At 43.0% G+C, this 18,742-nt stretch carries 16 protein-coding genes; 9 read left to right on the top strand and 7 right to left on the bottom strand.

Going from position 1 to position 18,742, the window contains the following annotated elements; translation table 11 throughout:
• The first annotated feature begins 28 nt into the window (after nucleotides 1–28).
• Entirely contained in the window at nucleotides 29–1,066 is a 1,038-nt protein-coding gene (locus A587_RS0118995) for a LacI family DNA-binding transcriptional regulator (protein ID WP_017218881.1), read from the top strand.
• 47 nt (nucleotides 1,067–1,113) lie between these two features.
• Here A587_RS0118995 and A587_RS0118990 read toward each other — a convergent pair whose 3' ends face one another.
• Entirely contained in the window at nucleotides 1,114–2,181 is a 1,068-nt protein-coding gene (locus A587_RS0118990; RefSeq protein ID WP_017218880.1) for an AI-2E family transporter, read from the bottom strand.
• Nucleotides 2,182–2,490: 309 nt separating this feature from the next.
• On the opposite strand from A587_RS0118990, the gene A587_RS0118980 reads away from it, so the two are divergent.
• The 5 genes from A587_RS0118980 to A587_RS0118960 all read left to right on the top strand — a co-directional run bounded on the left by A587_RS0118980 (nucleotide 2,491) and on the right by A587_RS0118960 (nucleotide 6,072).
• The gene (locus tag A587_RS0118980) at nucleotides 2,491–3,156 is read left to right on the top strand and encodes a hypothetical protein (RefSeq protein WP_010375513.1); all 666 of its coding nucleotides are present in this window, start codon (nucleotides 2,491–2,493) and stop codon (nucleotides 3,154–3,156) included.
• Between the two features lies 1 nt (nucleotide 3,157).
• Nucleotides 3,158–4,609 carry a beta-barrel assembly-enhancing protease gene (locus tag A587_RS0118975; RefSeq protein WP_017218879.1) on the top strand — a complete coding sequence of 484 codons (1,452 nt, stop codon included), beginning with the start codon at nucleotides 3,158–3,160 and terminating at the stop codon, nucleotides 4,607–4,609.
• A gap of 130 nt (nucleotides 4,610–4,739) precedes the next feature.
• Entirely contained in the window at nucleotides 4,740–5,087 is a 348-nt protein-coding gene (gene arsC, locus A587_RS0118970; RefSeq protein WP_017218878.1) for an arsenate reductase (glutaredoxin), read from the top strand.
• The gene (gene wrbA / locus A587_RS0118965) at nucleotides 5,087–5,638 is read left to right on the top strand and encodes an NAD(P)H:quinone oxidoreductase (protein ID WP_017218877.1); all 552 of its coding nucleotides are present in this window, start codon (nucleotides 5,087–5,089) and stop codon (nucleotides 5,636–5,638) included. The genes arsC and wrbA overlap by 1 nt, the downstream gene beginning before the upstream one ends.
• Nucleotides 5,635–6,072, top strand: a complete 438-nt coding sequence (locus tag A587_RS0118960; RefSeq protein ID WP_017218876.1) for a DUF2069 domain-containing protein — start codon at nucleotides 5,635–5,637, stop codon at nucleotides 6,070–6,072. The genes wrbA and A587_RS0118960 overlap by 4 nt, the downstream gene beginning before the upstream one ends.
• A 93-nt stretch (nucleotides 6,073–6,165) precedes the next feature.
• On the opposite strand, the gene A587_RS0118955 is transcribed toward A587_RS0118960, so the two are convergent.
• Complete coding sequence (locus tag A587_RS0118955; RefSeq protein ID WP_017218875.1) at nucleotides 6,166–7,500, bottom strand: ankyrin repeat domain-containing protein; 1,335 nt, start codon at nucleotides 7,498–7,500, stop codon at nucleotides 6,166–6,168.
• Nucleotides 7,501–7,645: 145 nt separating this feature from the next.
• Here A587_RS0118955 and A587_RS0118950 point away from each other — a divergent pair, with 145 nt between their 5' ends.
• Nucleotides 7,646–7,852 (top strand): DUF2897 family protein, encoded by a 207-nt coding sequence (locus tag A587_RS0118950; protein ID WP_017218874.1) that lies wholly within the window; start codon nucleotides 7,646–7,648, stop codon nucleotides 7,850–7,852.
• Nucleotides 7,853–7,887: 35 nt separating this feature from the next.
• On the opposite strand, the gene A587_RS0118945 is transcribed toward A587_RS0118950, so the two are convergent.
• Together A587_RS0118945 and A587_RS0118940 are read right to left on the bottom strand one after the other, a co-directional pair.
• Nucleotides 7,888–8,298 carry a hypothetical protein gene (locus tag A587_RS0118945; protein ID WP_017218873.1) on the bottom strand — a complete coding sequence of 137 codons (411 nt, stop codon included), beginning with the start codon at nucleotides 8,296–8,298 and terminating at the stop codon, nucleotides 7,888–7,890.
• Between the two features lie 106 nt (nucleotides 8,299–8,404).
• Complete coding sequence (locus A587_RS0118940) at nucleotides 8,405–9,562, bottom strand: endonuclease/exonuclease/phosphatase family protein (RefSeq protein WP_017218872.1); 1,158 nt, start codon at nucleotides 9,560–9,562, stop codon at nucleotides 8,405–8,407.
• Nucleotides 9,563–9,729: 167 nt separating this feature from the next.
• Between A587_RS0118940 and A587_RS0118935 the strand changes: the two genes are divergently transcribed.
• Complete coding sequence (locus tag A587_RS0118935) at nucleotides 9,730–11,748, top strand: ATP-binding protein (protein WP_017218871.1); 2,019 nt, start codon at nucleotides 9,730–9,732, stop codon at nucleotides 11,746–11,748.
• 45 nt (nucleotides 11,749–11,793) lie between these two features.
• Here A587_RS0118935 and A587_RS0118930 read toward each other — a convergent pair whose 3' ends face one another.
• The 3 genes from A587_RS0118930 to A587_RS0118920 all read right to left on the bottom strand — a co-directional run bounded on the left by A587_RS0118930 (nucleotide 11,794) and on the right by A587_RS0118920 (nucleotide 16,299).
• Nucleotides 11,794–12,765 (bottom strand): ATP-grasp domain-containing protein, encoded by a 972-nt coding sequence (locus A587_RS0118930; protein ID WP_010375495.1) that lies wholly within the window; start codon nucleotides 12,763–12,765, stop codon nucleotides 11,794–11,796.
• 169 nt (nucleotides 12,766–12,934) lie between these two features.
• Nucleotides 12,935–14,224 carry a Glu/Leu/Phe/Val family dehydrogenase gene (locus A587_RS0118925; RefSeq protein WP_017218870.1) on the bottom strand — a complete coding sequence of 430 codons (1,290 nt, stop codon included), beginning with the start codon at nucleotides 14,222–14,224 and terminating at the stop codon, nucleotides 12,935–12,937.
• A gap of 86 nt (nucleotides 14,225–14,310) precedes the next feature.
• Complete coding sequence (locus tag A587_RS0118920; RefSeq protein WP_017218869.1) at nucleotides 14,311–16,299, bottom strand: UvrD-helicase domain-containing protein; 1,989 nt, start codon at nucleotides 16,297–16,299, stop codon at nucleotides 14,311–14,313.
• A gap of 177 nt (nucleotides 16,300–16,476) precedes the next feature.
• Between A587_RS0118920 and A587_RS0118915 the strand changes: the two genes are divergently transcribed.
• On the top strand, nucleotides 16,477–18,663 hold the full coding sequence (locus A587_RS0118915) for a carbohydrate binding family 9 domain-containing protein (protein WP_017218868.1): 2,187 nt from the start codon (nucleotides 16,477–16,479) through the stop codon (nucleotides 18,661–18,663).
• Nucleotides 18,664–18,742: the final 79 nt, after the last annotated feature.

The following is an 18,742-nucleotide window of genomic DNA, read 5'->3' as shown; positions in this document are numbered from 1 at the left end:
ACAGACCTGTAAATAGAAGAACAACTACATGAAAGTCACTATTAATGATGTTGCCAAGCTAGCTGGCGTATCTATGAAAACCGTATCGCGGGTAATCAATAAAGAACCTTCGGTTAGAAAAAAAACCTACGATCAAGTAATGCAGGCTGTAAAAGAGCTTAATTATCAGCCTAATATCGCTGCGAGAAACTTAGCTGGTACTTCTTCATTTGCAATTGGCTTGGTCTACGACAATCCCAATGCGTATTATGTCATTGATATGCAAAACGGGGTGTTATCTCGCTGTAGAGATGAAGGATATGAGCTCGTCATCCACCCCTGTGAATCCAATTCGGAAAATATGGCCGAAGAATTCGTCACTATGATCAAACGCTCACGTCTTGCAGGTTTGGTCTTGACTCCTCCTCTATCCGAACAACAAACCATTATTGATATGCTAGATGAGCTGGGCATTCATTACGTTCGTCTACTTTCAGGTCGAGCGCAAGAAGCGGAAAATAGCGCAAATAACTGTATCTTTGTTGACGACTACGCTGCAGCCTATGAAATTACTGAGCATTTGATCCAACTTGGACATAAAAAAATTGCGTTTGTACTTGGCGATGAAGAACACAAATCAACGACGGAACGGTTAGCCGGATATCGCGATGCCCTAAAAGCACACGGTATAAAACAAGACGATACACTGCTCTATCACGGTACTTACTCATTTGAATCTGGAGTAAAAGGCGCTAAAGCACTGCTGGCCGATGGCAATCCAAACCAAATCACTGCGATTTTAGGTGGTAACGATGAGGTTGCAGCTGGAGCTTTATTTGCTGCGCGGCTGATGAATATAGAGATCCCAGGCCAATTGTCTATCAGTGGCTTTGAAGACTCTCCATTCTCCCGCCAAACTTGGCCAAAGCTTACGACTGCACATCAGGCTAACAACATTATTTCTGAACATGCTGCGCGTTTATTGTTTTCTAAAACACGGGGACATCGAAAAAATGATAAAGAAGTCTCACATGTGTTCACACCGAGTATGGTGGTTCGTGAAAGCACGGGTAGGCTCACACAATAGCTATTTATTTAGTCGGCTCTAGAGCCGACTAACATCAAAAATTCTCACTACTTCGCCAACAGCTCTTCACTCTTACTCGACCATGCATTGATCAGCGCCTTGACCAGAGATGCAAGTGGAATCGCAAAGAATACCCCCCAAAAACCCCATAAACCACCAAAAAATAACACTGCAACAATGATATAAACAGGGTTAAGATCTACAGCTTCTGAAAACAATAACGGCACTAGAACATTACCATCCAAAGCTTGAATAATGCCGTACGCGATGAGAATAGTCCAAAATTCTGGCGCTAGACCAAATTGAAACAAAGCAACTGCGGCAACGGGTAAGGTAACGAGTGCAGCACCAATAAATGGGATAAGTACAGAGAACCCAACCAACGTCCCCAATAGTGCAGCATAACGTAAATCCAAAATGGAAAATGTCACGAAGCTCACTACACCAACAATAACAATCTCAAAAACTTTACCACGAATATAATTCATGATTTGTTGGTCCATCTCATGCCATACTTGTGAAATGAGTTTTCTGTCCTTGGGTATAATTTTTGACACTCCAGATGTAAGCTCTGTCTTGTCTTTCAACATGAAAAAAGCAAGCAGCGGCACTAAGACTAAATAAATCATCCAAGCGACAACGTCTTTTAATGAGGTTAATGAGGCTGAGACAATAACTTCGCCAAGTTCTAGCAATTTACTTTCCACAGAACTCACAATAGCTTGTACCTGAGTTGTAGAGATCAGCGTCGGATAGTATTCAGGTAAATGTAAAAGGAAGTCTTTCCCCTCTTCTACCATGGTTGGACTTTCTTGGAGCAGGTTACTTAACTGTTGCCACAAAACGGGAACGATACCAAATACCAGCCCCAAAGCGACCCCCACAAATACCGCCATTACCACTACTGCTGATAACATCCTACTGCCAGTCACTCGGGTGAGCTTGTTCACTGGCCATTCTAGTAAATAAGCAATGACAATTGCGACCAGTACCGGCATGACATAACTGCCAAAAAAGTACAGCAAAGCAACCGTAGCAACTAGCATCAGCAATAGAGTAACGGAATGTGGATCTGAAAACTTTTTGATATACCACGCTTTTACTAACTCAAACATCCATGATCTCCAAACACACTTCACCGCTTTCAATTTCAATAATTTGGTAACTCACTGAGTTACCATCCAAATATTTTTTTATGTCTAACAAGCTTTGATCCTGACTCATCAGCAACTTTAGTTTGCCTAGAGTATAGTCATGGCGCTTTAACCGCCACTTAAACTGAACAAATAATGCGGGACAGGTAAATTCTCGCAAATCATGTACAAATTTTGTTGTCTTGTCTCCACACAAATCACTCAATGCGGTAGCCCTCAAGGCGTTGATGGTTTATTCTTAATAGCATACTCTACTTCTTGGGAATCTTAATGCCAGGCGTTAATAATAAGGCCCGATTGCCAGCCAATCCAACACTAAAAGAAATAAATTGGTACAAAAAGCAAATTAATTGGGGTGAACTTCCGCCTTTTTATCACCTTGTCGCTTCTGCGGTAAGCGAATGCGAAGGTCTGCTCCATCACGGCTTTGATAATGCAGTAAAACGTTTGCTAGATAAGCGAAACTGGAATATAGAACTGTTAGGTGGTTATGAAGACGACAGTGGCATAATCCACTGTGACAATAAACCTCAAATAGCATTACATCAAGCATTTACTGATAGAGGCTTTGAGCTTTGGGCTTACCCAATAGCCAAAGGCACCAAGATTGATGCCTATGTTAAAGATAATCGTTTTTTAGAATTCCGAGTGTGGGATCCGCACACGATGAAAAACTTACTGCGCATCAACCAGCTCCATAAATTCATTGCGTTTTACTTTGAACGTGGTGATATAGCCGACAAAGCTTTAATACTTCATGCGCACAAAGTGCTACATATGACAGTGACGTTTTTGCAAAAAGAATTGAACATCACCAGCGTTGGCGGGGTCTCAATAAAAGATTTTTACCAACTTTGCGAAAAAGATGCTCGAGCATGCAATGATGAAGTCGACTTAGCTAGGATCATGCTCGGAGAAGACCTTAAAAGGGATTAAAATGCGGTTAAAGCCCCTATTAAATTCAATCGTTTTAACATTTGCGCTCGCTGCATCAAGCAGCGCTATTGCACAAACAGAGCTAAAATTACCAGATTTAGGCACTTCAGCTCTCCAAGCACTACCTATTGAAAAAGAGCAAGCGATCGGCGAAGTCATGATGATGCAGCTACGCTCGCGCTCCCCTGTGGTTGGCGATCCGGTACTTGAAGAGTACTTAACTAGCCTGGGCAATCGCCTCGTCGCCAATGCTAATGACGTACGCTTTCCATTTACTTTTTTTTGGATAAATAACAAAGATATTAATGCCTTCGCTTTTTACGGGGGCCACGTTGGTGTACATACGGGACTCATTGCGCAATCCGATAACGAGAGTCAATTAGCATCCGTTATTGGCCACGAAATTGCGCACGTTACCCAACGTCATTTAGCACGCCGCGTACAAAACGCAAAAGACAACAGCGCCATGACTATTGCGGGGCTTATTACTGGCATTTTAGCAACCGTTGTTGCCCCAGATGCGGGTATCGCCATTTTATCCGCAAGCCAAACTCAATCATCATTGAATCAGCTAACGCATAGCCGAAAAGCCGAGCAAGAAGCCGATCGATTTGGTATGAATACACTACATAAAGCAGGCTTTGACCCCTATGCGGCCAGTGAGTTTTTAACTAAGCTCTCAGATCAAATTCGCTTTAAAAATAAGCCACCTGCATTTTTGCTTACGCATCCATTACCCGACAGTCGAGTATCGGATGTTAGGCTTAGGGCACAACAATTTGAGAAAAAGCATTACCCCTCAAGCCTTTCCTACGCATTAGCTAAAAGCCGTGTGCTTGCACGATATTATTATTCAGAAGATGCTGGAGAAGCGTTTTTCAGAAACGCTCTAAAACACTCAACAGAACTCGACAAGCGCGCCCTACAATACGGGTTAGCAATTACGTTACTCGATCAAAAGAAGTACGAAGAAGCTGGCAAATTATTGGATGAGTTGTTAGAAAAAGATCCGAATAACCTGTTTTATCTTGATGTGTATACCGATTATTTAATTGCGACAGAGCATTCTGGCAAAGCCGTTGAGATGCTTCAAGCTCAACATCAACTTAGGCCCAATAACCAAGTTATCACGCTGAATTATGCTAATGCCGCCATAAAAGCAAAACAGTATGAAGTTGCCGAGCAATTGCTTAAGATCTTTTTACTTGAGAAACCAGATCATATCCTCGCTCGTGATTTACTCACACAGGCCTATGAAGCCCAAGAAAACAAGGCGGCTTACCATGAGTCAAAAGCGAGTGTCTATGCCCAGTACGGTGCATTTAATAAGGCAGCAGACGAAGTACAACGTGCACTCAATCATGTTGAAGACAAAGAAGATATCAAGCGTACAAGGTTAAAGGCACTACTTAGCCAATATCGTAATATGCAAAAAGAAATCGCTAAGCTGTAATGCTTAGCGATTGCTTACAGCGATAGTAGAAACCTATTTAAGCCAATTTTCTTGCACATCGCTTTTCGTCATCTCTACATTAAGCTATGATCCGTTTACATTACGACTTAGAGCAAAATAGAGCGAAATCATGTCAGTAGAAATCTATCACAACCCGCGTTGTTCAAAATCACGTGAAACCCTAGCTTTACTAGAGTCCAATGGCGTTAATCCTACCGTTATTGAATACCTCAAGACGCCAATCGATAATGACACTTTGGCTAATTTACTTTCTAAACTTGGATTTAGTTCTGCTCACCAGCTCGTCCGTAGCAAAGAAACGCTCTACAAAGAGCTTGGACTATCGAAAGACTCGGACGAAGCAACACTGCGCACAGCCATGCTTGAAAACCCTAAACTGATTGAGCGTCCTATCGTTGTCAAAGGTGACAAGGCAGCAATTGGTAGACCCCCAGAGTCAGTGCTTGATATCCTGTAATGAGTAAAATTCTTATTTTATACCATTCCAGTCATGGCTCCGTGGCGAATATGGCGCACGAATTTGCAGACACCATAGTTTCACAAGGCGGTGAAGCCATAGTACGCGTTTTTGAGAAACGTCAAGACCATGATGTGGTCGTAACAAAGCAAGATTTAGTAGGGTGCGACGGTTTGGCGTTTGGCACTCCAACACGCTTTGGTATGATGGCGGCTCAAGCGAAAGCGTTTTGGGAAACCACCAGCGATCTGTGGCTTAAAGGCGCGCTCATCGATAAACCAGCCTGCGTATTTTCGTCTTCAAGCAGTATGCACGGTGGCAATGAGGCTACCCTACTTAACCTCTCGTTACCGTTATTACACCACGGCATGATGTTGTTAGGTATCCCCTATGATGTTCCAGAGCTTTTGGCGACCGAAATGGGCGGGACCCCCTACGGTGCAACACACGTTGCAGGCAGCCAAAACAATACTTCACTCACTCAAACAGAAATCAAAATTTGTCGTGCAGCAGCGAGTCGACTGCTACGCGTCGCGGAAAAGTTAACATGAATGAAATTGCAAAAAAGCCCATCACTAGACGCTTTCAACTCTTTGCGCTAGTCGGGTATTTTGGTCTGTTGATCCTGATGCCACTGTGGCTCTTTGTGCTTGCACCAAGAGAAGGTTACAGCTTGGGTTTTGTCTTTGTGGTGTACGTTTTGCCTTTATTACTCCCGCTTAAAGGTATTTTGCAAGATAAGCCATACACTTATGCGTGGGCAAACTTTGTCGTGATGTTTTATTTTATCCACGGCTTTACCCTGTTGTGGACATCTCCTGACGAGCTAGTGTTAGTCCTGCTTGAGATTGGCTTTGCAACCTCCATGTTTATTGGTTGCACTTACTATGCAAGACACAGAGGCCAAGAGTTAGGGTTGAAGATCCGCAAGTTAAAAGAAGACCTAGCTGACGAAAAAGCAGCTCACGAACACAAAGAGTCATAATCTCGCTTGCGTAACTACATTAAAAAGCGCAGTCTTCAATGAAGTAACTGCGCTTTTTCGCATTCATGCCTTGGCATTATTCGATATGGTAAGCTACTGCAACGAGAGTACAGCTATCAACACCAATACTGAAAACAATACCTGCACACCAATACTGAGCCATGCTAACGCATTTACCCCGATGAGTGACCAAGGTGTTGAGCTGCTCGGATAGAGGGGATTACTGCGTTTTCGTCTTGCGAAAACAAAAATTGCGATAGAAGCAGCCGTAGTGACAAGTGTTGCAATGGTTTTTTCATCAACCTCATCAGTAAAAAATAAAAATAACTGAAGTGGTAGCAAAATAGCAGCAAAGGCATAAAGAATATGGACGGTTTTTATTTTTTGATACTTTGCCTCGTTAGAAAGCTCGATAATACCGTGCTGTTCAAATGTTTGCTTAGAAGTAAGCGCCTGATTTTTCATAGCCACACGGTAAGGGGTGTCGCCATGAATATCCGCAAGCGTCGGGTCATCACCATGTTCAAAAATCATTTCGATCATAGCAGCAGAGTTTGACGCCGCCGCATAGTGCATTAAGTTCCTGCCCGACTCGTCCAATTCATTTACTTTATGGTACGGCAACATGGTTTCAACCGCGCTCACAAAGCCATTTTCAACCGCCAACATAATGGCAGAACGCCCGCTGCTATCTCTTGCCGTTCCTTTCGCGCCCTGCGTTACTAGCGTAATAATCGCTGATTGTTTCACCTGTTGCTGGGTTAGCTGGAACAATAGCGCTTGTTCCAAAAGACCCGTCACTTCATCTTTGTCACACATAGCGCAAAGGAGCTCAAAAGTCTGCTGTCCATCCAGCAAACTATCCGTTGCTAGTTTAGCAGTAGCTGCTCTGTCAAGCAGACAAGTATCAATATGCGTCAATAGTGCCGTATGTGTTGCCTCCGAGCTGTTGCACCACAGAGCAACAATTTCTTTCGCGCTAAATTTAAGCCCTTTCTCCAATAGCCATATCAGCGTTTTTTCATAATGTTTGTCACAGAGCAGCTCTACAAACGATAAACTTTGCTCTTGTGCCTGAGCTTGAATGTTAGAGTACTGACCAAGACGCTGAATAAGTGTTTTTATTAGCTCATCCTGATCAGTATCATTTTCCTCAATGTGTTGAATTACGCTATTAACGTATTGACGCTGTTTATCGTCATAGTCATCAATATGCTGAAAATAACAGGCTTCGAACGGCTCTAGCGGTCGTAACCAAGCGAGATAAAATAAAGGAGGTAGAACAGTGGTCGTTACGCCCTGCTCATCTTTCATTTGTTGGCAATTCGGCCATGCCTCTATGGCATCTAGAATGTAAGCACCGTTTTGTTCGATTAACCCCTTTAACAGCATGGGATACTGGGCAGGCCAAATTAACACTTGTTCCATGAATGCGCTATTATCCTCAGAATGTAAATATATGCAGCATAATTATCGCGAAATGACTAGGTGGTGAATAATATCAACAGTCGCGCTAAAATGCTCACCTATTTCAGGACAAATTTAAAAAATAGGGCTTTTTTAAGGAGCTAGAATGGGCAATCAATTAGAGACATGGCAAGTGATCTTGATCATTGTTGGCGTGTTAGGGGTGATTTGGAGCAATATTGCGTTGTTAAAGTATTCCGCCAAATTTGAAATGAAAAAGAAAATCGACGAGCAGACGGCGCCTTTTGACAAAGATAAGGCAACGCCCAAAAACAACACGCCTCAAAACAATCCAAAAAAGGATGAAGATTGAAGCATGTTGCGACGTTAAACGTGCTGACTAAGCATTCATCCACATTTGAAGTTTAATCGCACATCATAAGGCTTACCGAGCGCACCATCGGCTATTCCTCCACCTATGGTCATTGCAGCCCCTGCATCATCGACACTATTTCGACCAAAAATCCACATCGCCATACCGGCAGCCTCAACGGCGTTAGCTACGCCTTTTTGCGTGATATAAGTACTCTCAGGCGTATCACTGTTATAAATGATATCTAGATTCACAACATACGCGACCATATCAGCTTGTTTGCAATAGTGTCTGGCCTGCTTTAATGCCTCTTTACTCCCCGCATCACGACTGTCGGAAAATAACATAATATTATGCACACCATCAGACGATGGACGCACATCATCATGATGAGCACACCCGGATAACCAAACCGCTAAACCAACACTTAATAGAATTCTTTTCATCACACTCTCCTATTCATTAAGCGCAAGCTTAAGGGTTATTTCGGTTTAGTTCCGTTAGTCATTGTTTAAATTTGTAATAAGCGACACAATTGACCAATCGTTGAGGTCACTTAACTTCCACGTCTACCCAAACTAAACGGTGATCGGAGCTGGCATGACGACTTTCCACTAAACGGAATAATTCGTCTTCTTTGCTTGGCCAGAAAACCCCGCTGCTAAGTACTTGAAAGCCGAACTTGGATGGCAATACGTAATCTACACGCGCTCCCCAATGGGCGGTATAACTACGACTCTCACTGTCCTTGCTATGTTCACTTCCCCCTTTGCTTTTTGGCGTAAAGTTCGAGAGTACTTTAGGGTTATCTAATAATTGTTCTATCACACCGGGTCTATATTTACCCCCTGTATCGGCAGCATTTAAATCACCGACAATGACAAATCGTGTATCATTTTTAAGGCCACCTTTAACGCCATTATCATCATAAATGTACTGGCTACGTTTAGGGTCAATATAATCGGTCATTAAGCGGATCTCATCGTGATTTCTGTTACCATTCCTATCCTCTTCACCATCAAAGACAGGGGGCGTTGGGTGCATCGCCAACAGGTGAAACAATTTACCATTCACTTCAATTGGCAGATCCCAGTGAGATTTTGAGCTTAGTCTCAAGTTTTGCCACTCTTGCTCACTATACCAAGGCAGCCTCGTCGTCGGATCTATTGTCACCATATGGTTTGGCATATCTTTCCAAAGAAATGTCTGCATAGTTCGGGCCTGTTCTTTTTTAATCGGGTACTTTGACAGTACAACCATCCCATATTGCCCCTCATATAAACCAAACCCTTGGGCATCACCGCCATAGTTAGATTGCTTACCGTCATTATCTAAATCATACGGTGTTGGTAATCCAGTATTGACTGGCGCAATATAAAAATAAGGGTACGATATCGGCTGCTGATCCGCTTGAGGTTGTGCTAGATAGTTATTTACAAATGCCTGTACACCTTTATTTGGTTCAGCGATGTAATCAAATTCATTGAGTAGAATCACATCTGGACGAACACGCTGAATGATTTCTGCTATATTCTTGATTTGTTGATGTTGACCATTCTGTAGCAATTTACTGAGCTTTTGAGAGTCCAGCGCTTGCCCTTTTTGTTGATAGTTCGTTGCTTCCATGCTGACATTAAAGGTAGCAACACGAAGTGTTTGTGCACTTACGACCGTTGTAATTAATAAAAAAAGTAGACCTACGTATTTCATAGACTTGCCTTAAAAAATTGTGATAAATCCCGCGATGACTATTTTATTCATAATCCTTTGAAAAACGGAAATTATCTCGACAGACTCAAACGATTTAATGTTGGCAAGTTAGCAAAGAGCGGTTAAAGTTAAATGATTAACTGCCTTGTACTGCCAATGTGAAATTTGTGAGTATTTTAAAACGATTACACCTCATCACCACAAACCAAGACACCACATTTGAAGAAAAAGTGACGGCGCTGCTGACTCTTGGCCTCGATGTATTTGAGCTTGATATTGCAATCGTCAGTGAAATCCAAGCTGATGTATACACAGTAAGGCATGTGATCACTCCAGATAATTCTTTGTTGGTAGGTACGGATTTTGAACTGGCAAACACCTATTGCTGGCACACTTTACAAGCTGACAGCGCGCTGTCTTTTCATCACGCTGGTACCAGCGAAATTGCCACTCACCCTTGCTACGCAAACTTTGGCCTAGAAAGCTACATTGGTGCGCCGATTATTGTTGATGGTAAACGCTATGGTACCGTCAACTTTTCCGCATCCAGTGCCAAAGCCCAAGCGTTCAGTCAAGAACACTTAGATTATGTGAGTTTATTAGGTCAATGGATTGGTGTTGAAATTTCTCGGCAAAAGGCGTTAAAAAAAATACAACACCGATCACAAGCATTAGCAGCAATGAGCCGTCTTGCTGATATTGGCTCATGGGAAGTCGATTTTAAAAAGAACAAAGTGTATTGGAGCCAACAAACGCGATTCATTCATGGTGTTGATGATAACTTTACACCAACACTCGACAATGCCATCAGCTTCTACAAACCCGGCATTCACCAAGGAAACATTAAACAGGCCATAGACGATGCCATCACCTCTAAAACCAAATGGGACATAGAATCCATTATTATTGATGCCAACGGCAACGAAAAGTGGGTCGCCTCTCACGGTCAAGGTGAATATGAAAATGGTGAATGCGTTAGGGTTTTTGGTGCCATTCAAGATATAGATGAACAAGTCAAAATGCGTATTGCATTGGAGCAAAAACGCGAAGAAGCGGAGCAACTTCTTAAGACCCGGAGTGAATTTATCGCCAAAATTAGCCATGAATTAAGAACCCCGCTAAATGGCTTAGTCGGCATGCTGCAAGCGTGCCGAAAAGAAACCGACATAAAAGAAATCAAGAGTAACCTGAGCGTCGCAGTCAACAGTGCAGATATGTTGATCACATTGATAAACGACGTATTAGACTTCAGTAAGTTAAATAGTAACAACCTGAAGCTAGACAATACCGCGTTTGATCTTCATCAGTTAGTCGAACAAGTTGTTGGCCTGTACAGTCCAGCCTGTCGCGAAAAAGGGCTTTCAATCAATTTCCATATTCATAACCAAGGCACAAATTGGCTCTATTCAGATCCGACTCGAGTTAAACAAATTATTGCAAACCTCGTGAGTAACGCCATCAAATTTACACCAACGGGTAGTATCGATATTTATGCCGACGTACTGGGTAGTGAAACTTCACCGGTTCTACAATTAAGTGTCTCAGACACAGGCATAGGGATTGCTAAGACCAATCAAGTACATCTTTTTCAGCCATTTAGCCAAGGCGATGTCAGTGTAAGTCGGCATTTTGGTGGTACTGGTCTTGGCCTTTCAATCGTATTTGAGCTTTGTAATTTGTTACAAGGCGAAGTACAGGTAGAAAGTGAGTTGGGTAAAGGAAGTACCTTTATCGTTACCTTCCCTATAGAGTTTGCAGACGAGGCCGACGACGTACAAGATCAAAAGACTGAAGAGCAGCATATTTCCTTATCAGAATGTAAAATCCTGCTTGTAGATGATAATCAAATCAACGTACTGGTGATGGAAAAGTTACTGAATCAGTTTGGTGCAACGCACATTGACAAAGTTTATAACGGTGAGCAAGCCGTAAAATCATGCCAAGACAAAACCTTTGATATTGTGTTTATGGATTGCGTCATGCCGATTATGGATGGCTTTGAAGCCACTCGCAGTATTCGTCGGCTTGCAAAAGATAAACGCCAAGGGCCGCATATTATTGCGTTGACTGCCAATACTTCTGAGTCCGATAAGGCAGCCTGTTATGAAGCCGGCATGAATAACTTTCTGTCTAAGCCAATTCAGCTTGACGCACTAAGAGGCGCGCTTGAGCCCTTCACGCAATAAAAAAGGAGCTTGACCTAGCTCCTTTCGTGTTGTGACGTAGCGGTATTATTCCGCTGCTTTTTCTTTGCTCGCTTTAGTGCCGTTACTGCTCTTCTTCGATTGACCAGTGCGGTTAAAGATCCCTAAGCGAATTCGAATAAAGTGTAAAATCTCTCTCGCTACATCAATGTCTACAGCCTGTTCAAGCCCTTCAAAACCTGGACTTGAGTTTGCTTCACAAATTTTAAAATGCTCTTCATCGAATAATAAGTCGATGCCAGCAACATCTAGATTCAGGATATTAGCGGTTTGTGTTGCTAGCCATTCGATTTCAGGGGTGATCGGGTGTGGGCTACCTTTTGCACCTAAACTGACGTTGGCCTTAAAGTTCTTACCGCCAGAATTGCGCTCCATACACGCAACAGCACGGCCACCGATGGTCAATACACGTAAGTCTCGACCATGACTCGACTTCACAAAACGCTGCAAAATGATATTCGCTTTTGGATTTGTCGCTTCAATGAGTTGCATCAAATCATCAAATTCACCGCGTGATTTAGACAAAAATACGCCGCTGCCCTGCGAGCCTGATAGCGTTTTAATCACGACCGGGAAGCCTATTTGCTTCTCTACCAGTTCAATATTTACAGGGAACTTAACCAACATAGTTTTTGGTGTTGGTAAATTTTGCTCTGCAAGGATCTGCTGAGCATACAGCTTATCTTTTACGGTTTCGATAGACTGTGAAGAGTTAAAACAATGTACGCCTAAACGTTCAAGGTGACGGATAATCGCAAGCGTAAAGTAAGTCGTGCCTGCACCCATACGCGGCAGTACAAAGTCAGGTAACGCAACCGGCTGACCATCAATCAGAATACTTTCTTCATCTTCTCTGGTTACCAATAGATCGAATTGATCAGGTGAGTAAACTTGAAGATCAATACCTTCTTCCTTTGCCACCGCCATCAATCTATCTATTTCATAAATTTCAGGTTTTAACAAACTGGCAGAGTCTTTGTAAATGATCCAACCGCGCATACGAATTGCCCCTTGAGTAGCGGAATAAGAGGAACGCTGTCGACACGAATCGTTAAGTGAAAACACCTAAGTAGGCTCGTGTATCACCGCCCCCCAAACAAAAGCGCGATTATGTGGACTCACCCGAAAACAGTACAGCAAAAAAAATTTATCGACACAATCTAAAAAACTACTCACGATTTTCAAAGTAAGATTGTGTCCCGTGAGCTTCCAAGGCGCTCTCAATACGTTTTAACGCCAGTTTGTATACAGCATCTCGCATCTCAAGCCCTTCATCACTTCGCAGCTGCCACGCCGCTTCGAACGCACTCGATAAATATTGCGCCAATTTATCTTGCACAGTTTGCTCGTCCCAAGCCTCTCCTTGGCGATTCTGACACCACTCAAAATAGCTTACGATGACACCGCCAGCATTAGCTAAAATATCAGGGATCACTATCACGCCCTGCTGATGCAAGATTTCGTCGGCGTCCGCCTCAATGGGTCCATTGGCAATTTCGACAATATACTTTGCCGATACTGCTTTGGCGTTATCTCGGGTAATTGCGCCGGATAGTGCTGCGGGCACCAAAATGTCCACATCCAGCGCAAGCAGCTCTTCATTACTCAGCACCTTATGTTCAACGCTTTCACATACTGAATCATCACAGTACACGGCTTTAAGCGCCTTATTGCGTTGCTTTTCTTGATAAATGCTTTCTATATCTAAGCCATCTTTACAGTAAATCCCGCCTTTTGAATCGCTTACTGCAACGACTTTATAACCCGCTTGCTGCAATAGCCTTGCACAGTGATAGCCACCGTTACCAAAGCCTTGAATAGCTACCGTTTGTTCCGCTTTATTCCAATTATTTTTTTCACTAAGCCGCTCTATCATTAAAAATGCACCGCGACCCGTGGCGGACTCTCGCCCTTCACTCCCTCCAAAAATAAGCGGTTTACCAGTGATCACTGCAGGACTTTTTTTACGGACGATTTTCTCGTATTCATCCATCATCCAACCCATGATCCTGGCATTGGTGTACACATCCGGTGCGGGAATATCTTGATCGGGTCCAATAAAATCAGCATTAGCTCTAATATATGCTCGAGCAAGGCGCTCAAGCTCCATGGGACTCAGTGATTTAGGGTCAACGGTTACGGCACCTTTGCCACCACCAAATGGTACGCCAACCGCGGCACACTTTAGCGTCATCCAAAGGGCTAAAGCTTGCACCTCACTCATATCAGATTCTTGGTGAAAGCGTATTCCGCCTTTTGTTGGACCTAGCAAATCATTGTATTGACAACGATATGCCTTAAAATAGTCAAGCTTACCGTCATCACGACGAATTGAGATATTGCTCGACAGCGTTCTTTGCGGCTGGGCTAACGCTTGGTAGGTAGACTCGTTAATTCCTGTTTTTTCGACTATATGGTTTAATCTTTTCAACGCGTCTTTTAGTAGATCCGTACTCATCCTTTCCTCGCTTATTTTTTAATTCAACAAGTAATTGTATGAGTGCATGGCGCAAAAAGATCAAGTCCATCAACAGGGATTAATAATTATGCGATTTCCTCTAAAAAGTAGGAAGGTGCATCGTTTGGCGCTAGTAAAAAGCATTGTTTCTTCGCTCTGGTTAACGCCACGTAGAATAAGCGCCGCTCTTCTGCGTCGGGAAATGCCCCTTGTGCAGGTAAAAGCGCATCGACAAATGCTGGCGTTTTTACCTGTGACGGAAAGTTTCTATGCTTAAGACCAAATACGATCGTAAAGTCTGCTTCAGTCCCTTTAGCACCGTGAAAGGTGTTATGTGAAATAATAAGTTCTGGATAGAGCTGTCGCCACTGCGCAATCTTTGATTTATCAGGTAATGCTCTGTGATTTCTTGCCAGTAGGGCAACGGAAGCTTTTCCTTCGTTGCGCTGCTCAATAAGATTGAGCAGTTGTTGCGCCTGCGACAATTCGTCATCCACCATAACTTTCACCACGCCCTGCCCTGCCACGCCGGTGGTATGAGAAGTGATATGCTTGGTTATTTGTTCTGGATTGCGGCAAATAAACTCACTCGCCGTGTCTAAAATGGTTTGAGGATAACGGAATGTTTTATCCAAGTATGTGGTCGTCGACTTACCAAAATACTGAGTAAATTCGGTAGTTAGGCGCATATCTCCACCACTAAAGCGATAAATAGCTTGCCAATCATCACCAACGGCGAACAATTGCGAGCCGGTTTTTTTATCTAGCAGCACCTGGATGAGCTTTGCCCGCACACGGGAGATGTCTTGAAATTCGTCGACCAAGATGAATTTCCATGGTGAAATAAACTGACCAGATTCGACGTAATAAATAGCCCGCTCCAGCATGTCATCGAAATCGATGCTAGATTCATTGCTTAGATACAGCTGATATTCTGCAAGAACTGGCATTATCACACTCATTTGATTGCTAAATTGCGTCAGCAGTTGCTCAACCTCTCCCATGATTTGAGCATGCTTCATCAATGGTAATACCTGACTTATTAAGTCTATCGCCTGTGACGCTTGCTGTGTACTCGAACTTTTCAGAAATAGCGCAAAGTCTCGCTCAAAGTGGCTTTCTTGTCGCAACGACTGCACAGTGTCTGCAATAAATTGTTTAAATAGTTTTTTATCCGTTGCTAGAGTTGAAATTGTCGGCTTTGCCCCGGTAACCGCTTCGATGATCTGCATGCCAAGCGAATGAAAGGTAGAGCAATTTAAAGTATTACAGAGAGGCTGACAGCGCTGGCGCATTTCCTCCGCCGCATCGTTACCGTATGCGAGCAATAGCACTTCCTCTGCACTTGCCAGTTTTCGATGTAGCAAGTAACCGACCTTGGCTTTTATCACGCTGGTTTTTCCGGTCCCCGCTGCCGCTAGCAACAGCTGTCTATCGTCTTGGATAATACAGGCCTTTCTTTGCGCTGGCGTCAATGGGTTCGATTCAACTTTGTCGAAGTAAGCAGCATCTTTTGTTAGATAGTGCGCGACAAACGCAGCTTGAAATTCAGCGATGTCCTTCTCTCCCCACAGCGCAATCTCACGCACAGTAGCAAGCTTTCCTTTTAGTTGGACAGGCACCACATCTTGTGCAACATGTTGCCAACCATACCATAACGCCTGACTCGCTGACTGAACGAGACGCTGATTACTTTGACTCAGATACCTGTGTTTGAGTAGCTGTTCTATCTTATTGGCTTTACTGTGTAATTGCTTATAGTGATGTAACACCCAAAGTTTTTGCAAACGCTTTCCCACCGCCTCCGCGCCTTTATGCTTTATTGCTAAAACAGCTGTGTTGGACTCGGTTTTTATCCGTAAACTTTGATACAGCCAGTGCTTCTTAAGTGTTGGTGGCTCGCGCATTTCAGCAAATGAAATAAAGGTTTCACTTGAATGATGACGCAGATACAGGCCCTCTTTGGAGCAGTTGACACCACGAACTCGGTGGAATAAGCGACTAAAGATATGTAATGCTATCAATTGGTAGATCAGATTAATAAATTCCCTTGCGGTCATGCTATCACGAAACACAAAAGCCCACTTAGTGAATTTTCAGTATTGAAAGTTATTTCTATTAGTTTCAACTAGCTAGGCACACCTTTGTCATCTTAAATCACAACTTTGTCACCTAATTTCTCGTCTTTATCACTTCTTCTTTGAATGACTCAAGCATCATCTTGTTATCTTTTCGTAACGGAAAAAACAACAATGAGAAATGCACTGAGCACAACCTCTTGCCTATTTACCTTTAGTCTAATGTCATGTTTAGTTTCTTTTGAAACACAAGCAAACTGGCAACAATTCACCCAGGCAGAAACCGAAATACCAAAAATTAATACCACTCCTACCATTGACGGTAAACTGTCGGAGCGAGAATGGGAAAATGCCAAGCTGATTAAAGATTTTGCGGTATTTAGACCCAATGTTGGTGATAAACCCGACCATCATATTGAGGCCTATGTCAGTTATGATAGTGACTATTTTTATGTAGCCGCCAAAATCTACCAACCAGAGCATGCGTTGACAGACCGAGTCCTTACCCAAGGTGAATTTATGTGGAATGAAGACTACTTTGGCTTAGTGTTGGACACCAATTTCGATAGATCAGATGCTTACTTATTTCACGTGACTCCCTCTGGCGTAAAAGAAGACGGTTTGGTCGATGGCACCACTTATATTGCACAGTGGAAAACCCTGTGGCATGCCAAAACGTCGATTGATGTAGACAGCTGGTCAGTGGAAATAGCAATACCGATGCAATCTATCTCATTTGAACAAAATGCCGAGCATTGGGGATTGCAATTAAGACACAGAGTGGCCAGTCCAAACACCCAAATTTATTGGAACATCAATAACCCCAGTAATTATGCCTGGCACACAAATCAACTCGCGCCAATCAAGGGTCCTAAAGGATTAGCACAAGGTTTGGGTTTAGAAGTTAAGCCCAGCTTAGCGCTTAAAAATACCAGTGGAGAAAGTAAGCTTACACCAGCTGTCGATCTGCTTTACAAAGTTACCCCCAACCTTTCAGCCATGCTGACTGTCAATACTGATTTTTCAGGCACAGAAGTCGATGAAGTGCCATTGAACACCACTCGATATAGCCAGTACTTCACTGAAAAGCGCGACTTTTTCTTACAAGACAGTCAAATTTTTCGCTTTGGCGGTATGGATGATAACTACGCCAATGGCATGCCCTTCTACTCAAGGCGAATAGGACAAGGTCGTCGCTCTGGCTTGCTAGACATTAACTGGGGGACCAAACTAACCGGGCAAATCGGCGATACGCGACTGGGGATCTTAAGCGTAAATCAAGAGCGGGACGGCAGTCTATCTGAAGATACCCAATTAAGTGTGGCCAGAGTCATTCAACAAGTGGCTGATAACCATCAAGTAGGCGCTATCGTAACTACAGGCAGTCCTGACGGGCAAGATGAAAACACATTATTAGGAGCAGACTACCGCTTCCAGGGCAATATACTCGACCAATACCCTGTGGTTACACATGCGTATTATCAAGAAGCTGAATCTGTGCCACCGAAAGAAACAACTAATGAAGATAACAAATCTTATGGGGTCTCTGTGAGGCTGCCCAACGATACGTTTTATCTTCGTAGTCGTTATCAATATATAGGCAAAGATTTTAGCCCCGCTTTGGGCTTTGTAAATAGAAAGGATCTTCAGTATTACGAAGCAGTAAGCCACTACAGAGTGAGACCGCAATCAGGCTGGTTAAGCGATCAAATTAATTATTATCAAGCCACTGGGTTTTATTACTTATGGGAGGATACTCAGGGAAACCGTGAGGGACAAAGTGTATTTATTCGACCACTACAAATCGATTTTAAAAGTGATGACTTTTTCTTCGTTAGCCATAATCGCTACCAAAGGATCTTAACAAAGCCATTTAGCTTTACCGATAAACTTATTTTTACTCCAGGGGAATACAACTATACCCAAAATGAGCTTTATATCAGCAGTGCTAATAGCAGGCCCGTCTATGCTATCACTCGATTCTCTAAGGGTGAGTTTTACGACGCAGACCTTGAACGCGTGAGTGTAGATATAAACTATCGCCCAAACCGACACTTATTTTTAAACTTAAGTCGCAACATGTATTACTATGAAAGAGACGGAATAAACGACCAGCTATTCAACACTCAACTAAAGATCAATGTTGCATTCAATACGGAATGGTCTTGGAACACCCTATTGCAACACAACAACCAAACCAACAACTTTTCACTCTTTAGTCGTGTGCGCTATGAGCCATCTCCAAATGAAATCTACATTGCCAGTATCAATCGAGGTTATGATATTGAAGCTGGTTGGCATCAGCGCGTGGAAACTACAGATGAAACAGCAATTAAGCTGGCCTACACTTATCGCTGGTGATCAGCTGTCATTTTATCAAATCTGAACTCGGGATAAGAAGTGAGTTAGTCAACTAAAATACCTAGACTAAAAAGCGTAA

It is taken from the genome of Pseudoalteromonas sp. NJ631 (assembly GCF_000276645.1).
GTDB lineage: Bacteria > Pseudomonadota > Gammaproteobacteria > Enterobacterales > Alteromonadaceae > Pseudoalteromonas > Pseudoalteromonas piscicida.
Note: the sequence above shows the minus strand (reverse complement) of the source record. Positions and strands in the feature narration are given on the sequence as shown.

What these genes read in the sequence shown, in the direction of transcription:
- arsC (WP_017218878.1), top strand. Translation starts at nt 4,740, where the DNA reads ATGTCAGTAGAAATCTATCACAACCCGCGTTGTTCAAAATCACGTGAA.
- A587_RS0118960 (WP_017218876.1), top strand. Translation starts at nt 5,635, where the DNA reads ATGAATGAAATTGCAAAAAAGCCCATCACTAGACGCTTTCAACTCTTT.
- A587_RS0118975 (WP_017218879.1), top strand. Translation starts at nt 3,158, where the DNA reads ATGCGGTTAAAGCCCCTATTAAATTCAATCGTTTTAACATTTGCGCTC.
- wrbA (WP_017218877.1), top strand. Translation starts at nt 5,087, where the DNA reads ATGAGTAAAATTCTTATTTTATACCATTCCAGTCATGGCTCCGTGGCG.
- A587_RS0118955 (WP_017218875.1), bottom strand. Translation starts at nt 7,500, where the DNA reads ATGGAACAAGTGTTAATTTGGCCTGCCCAGTATCCCATGCTGTTAAAG.
- A587_RS0118915 (WP_017218868.1), top strand. Translation starts at nt 16,477, where the DNA reads ATGAGAAATGCACTGAGCACAACCTCTTGCCTATTTACCTTTAGTCTA.
- A587_RS0118990 (WP_017218880.1), bottom strand. Translation starts at nt 2,181, where the DNA reads ATGTTTGAGTTAGTAAAAGCGTGGTATATCAAAAAGTTTTCAGATCCA.
- A587_RS0118945 (WP_017218873.1), bottom strand. Translation starts at nt 8,298, where the DNA reads ATGAAAAGAATTCTATTAAGTGTTGGTTTAGCGGTTTGGTTATCCGGG.
- A587_RS0118930 (WP_010375495.1), bottom strand. Translation starts at nt 12,765, where the DNA reads ATGCGCGGTTGGATCATTTACAAAGACTCTGCCAGTTTGTTAAAACCT.
- A587_RS0118950 (WP_017218874.1), top strand. Translation starts at nt 7,646, where the DNA reads ATGGGCAATCAATTAGAGACATGGCAAGTGATCTTGATCATTGTTGGC.
- A587_RS0118925 (WP_017218870.1), bottom strand. Translation starts at nt 14,224, where the DNA reads ATGAGTACGGATCTACTAAAAGACGCGTTGAAAAGATTAAACCATATA.
- A587_RS0118995 (WP_017218881.1), top strand. Translation starts at nt 29, where the DNA reads ATGAAAGTCACTATTAATGATGTTGCCAAGCTAGCTGGCGTATCTATG.
- A587_RS0118980 (WP_010375513.1), top strand. Translation starts at nt 2,491, where the DNA reads ATGCCAGGCGTTAATAATAAGGCCCGATTGCCAGCCAATCCAACACTA.
- A587_RS0118940 (WP_017218872.1), bottom strand. Translation starts at nt 9,562, where the DNA reads ATGAAATACGTAGGTCTACTTTTTTTATTAATTACAACGGTCGTAAGT.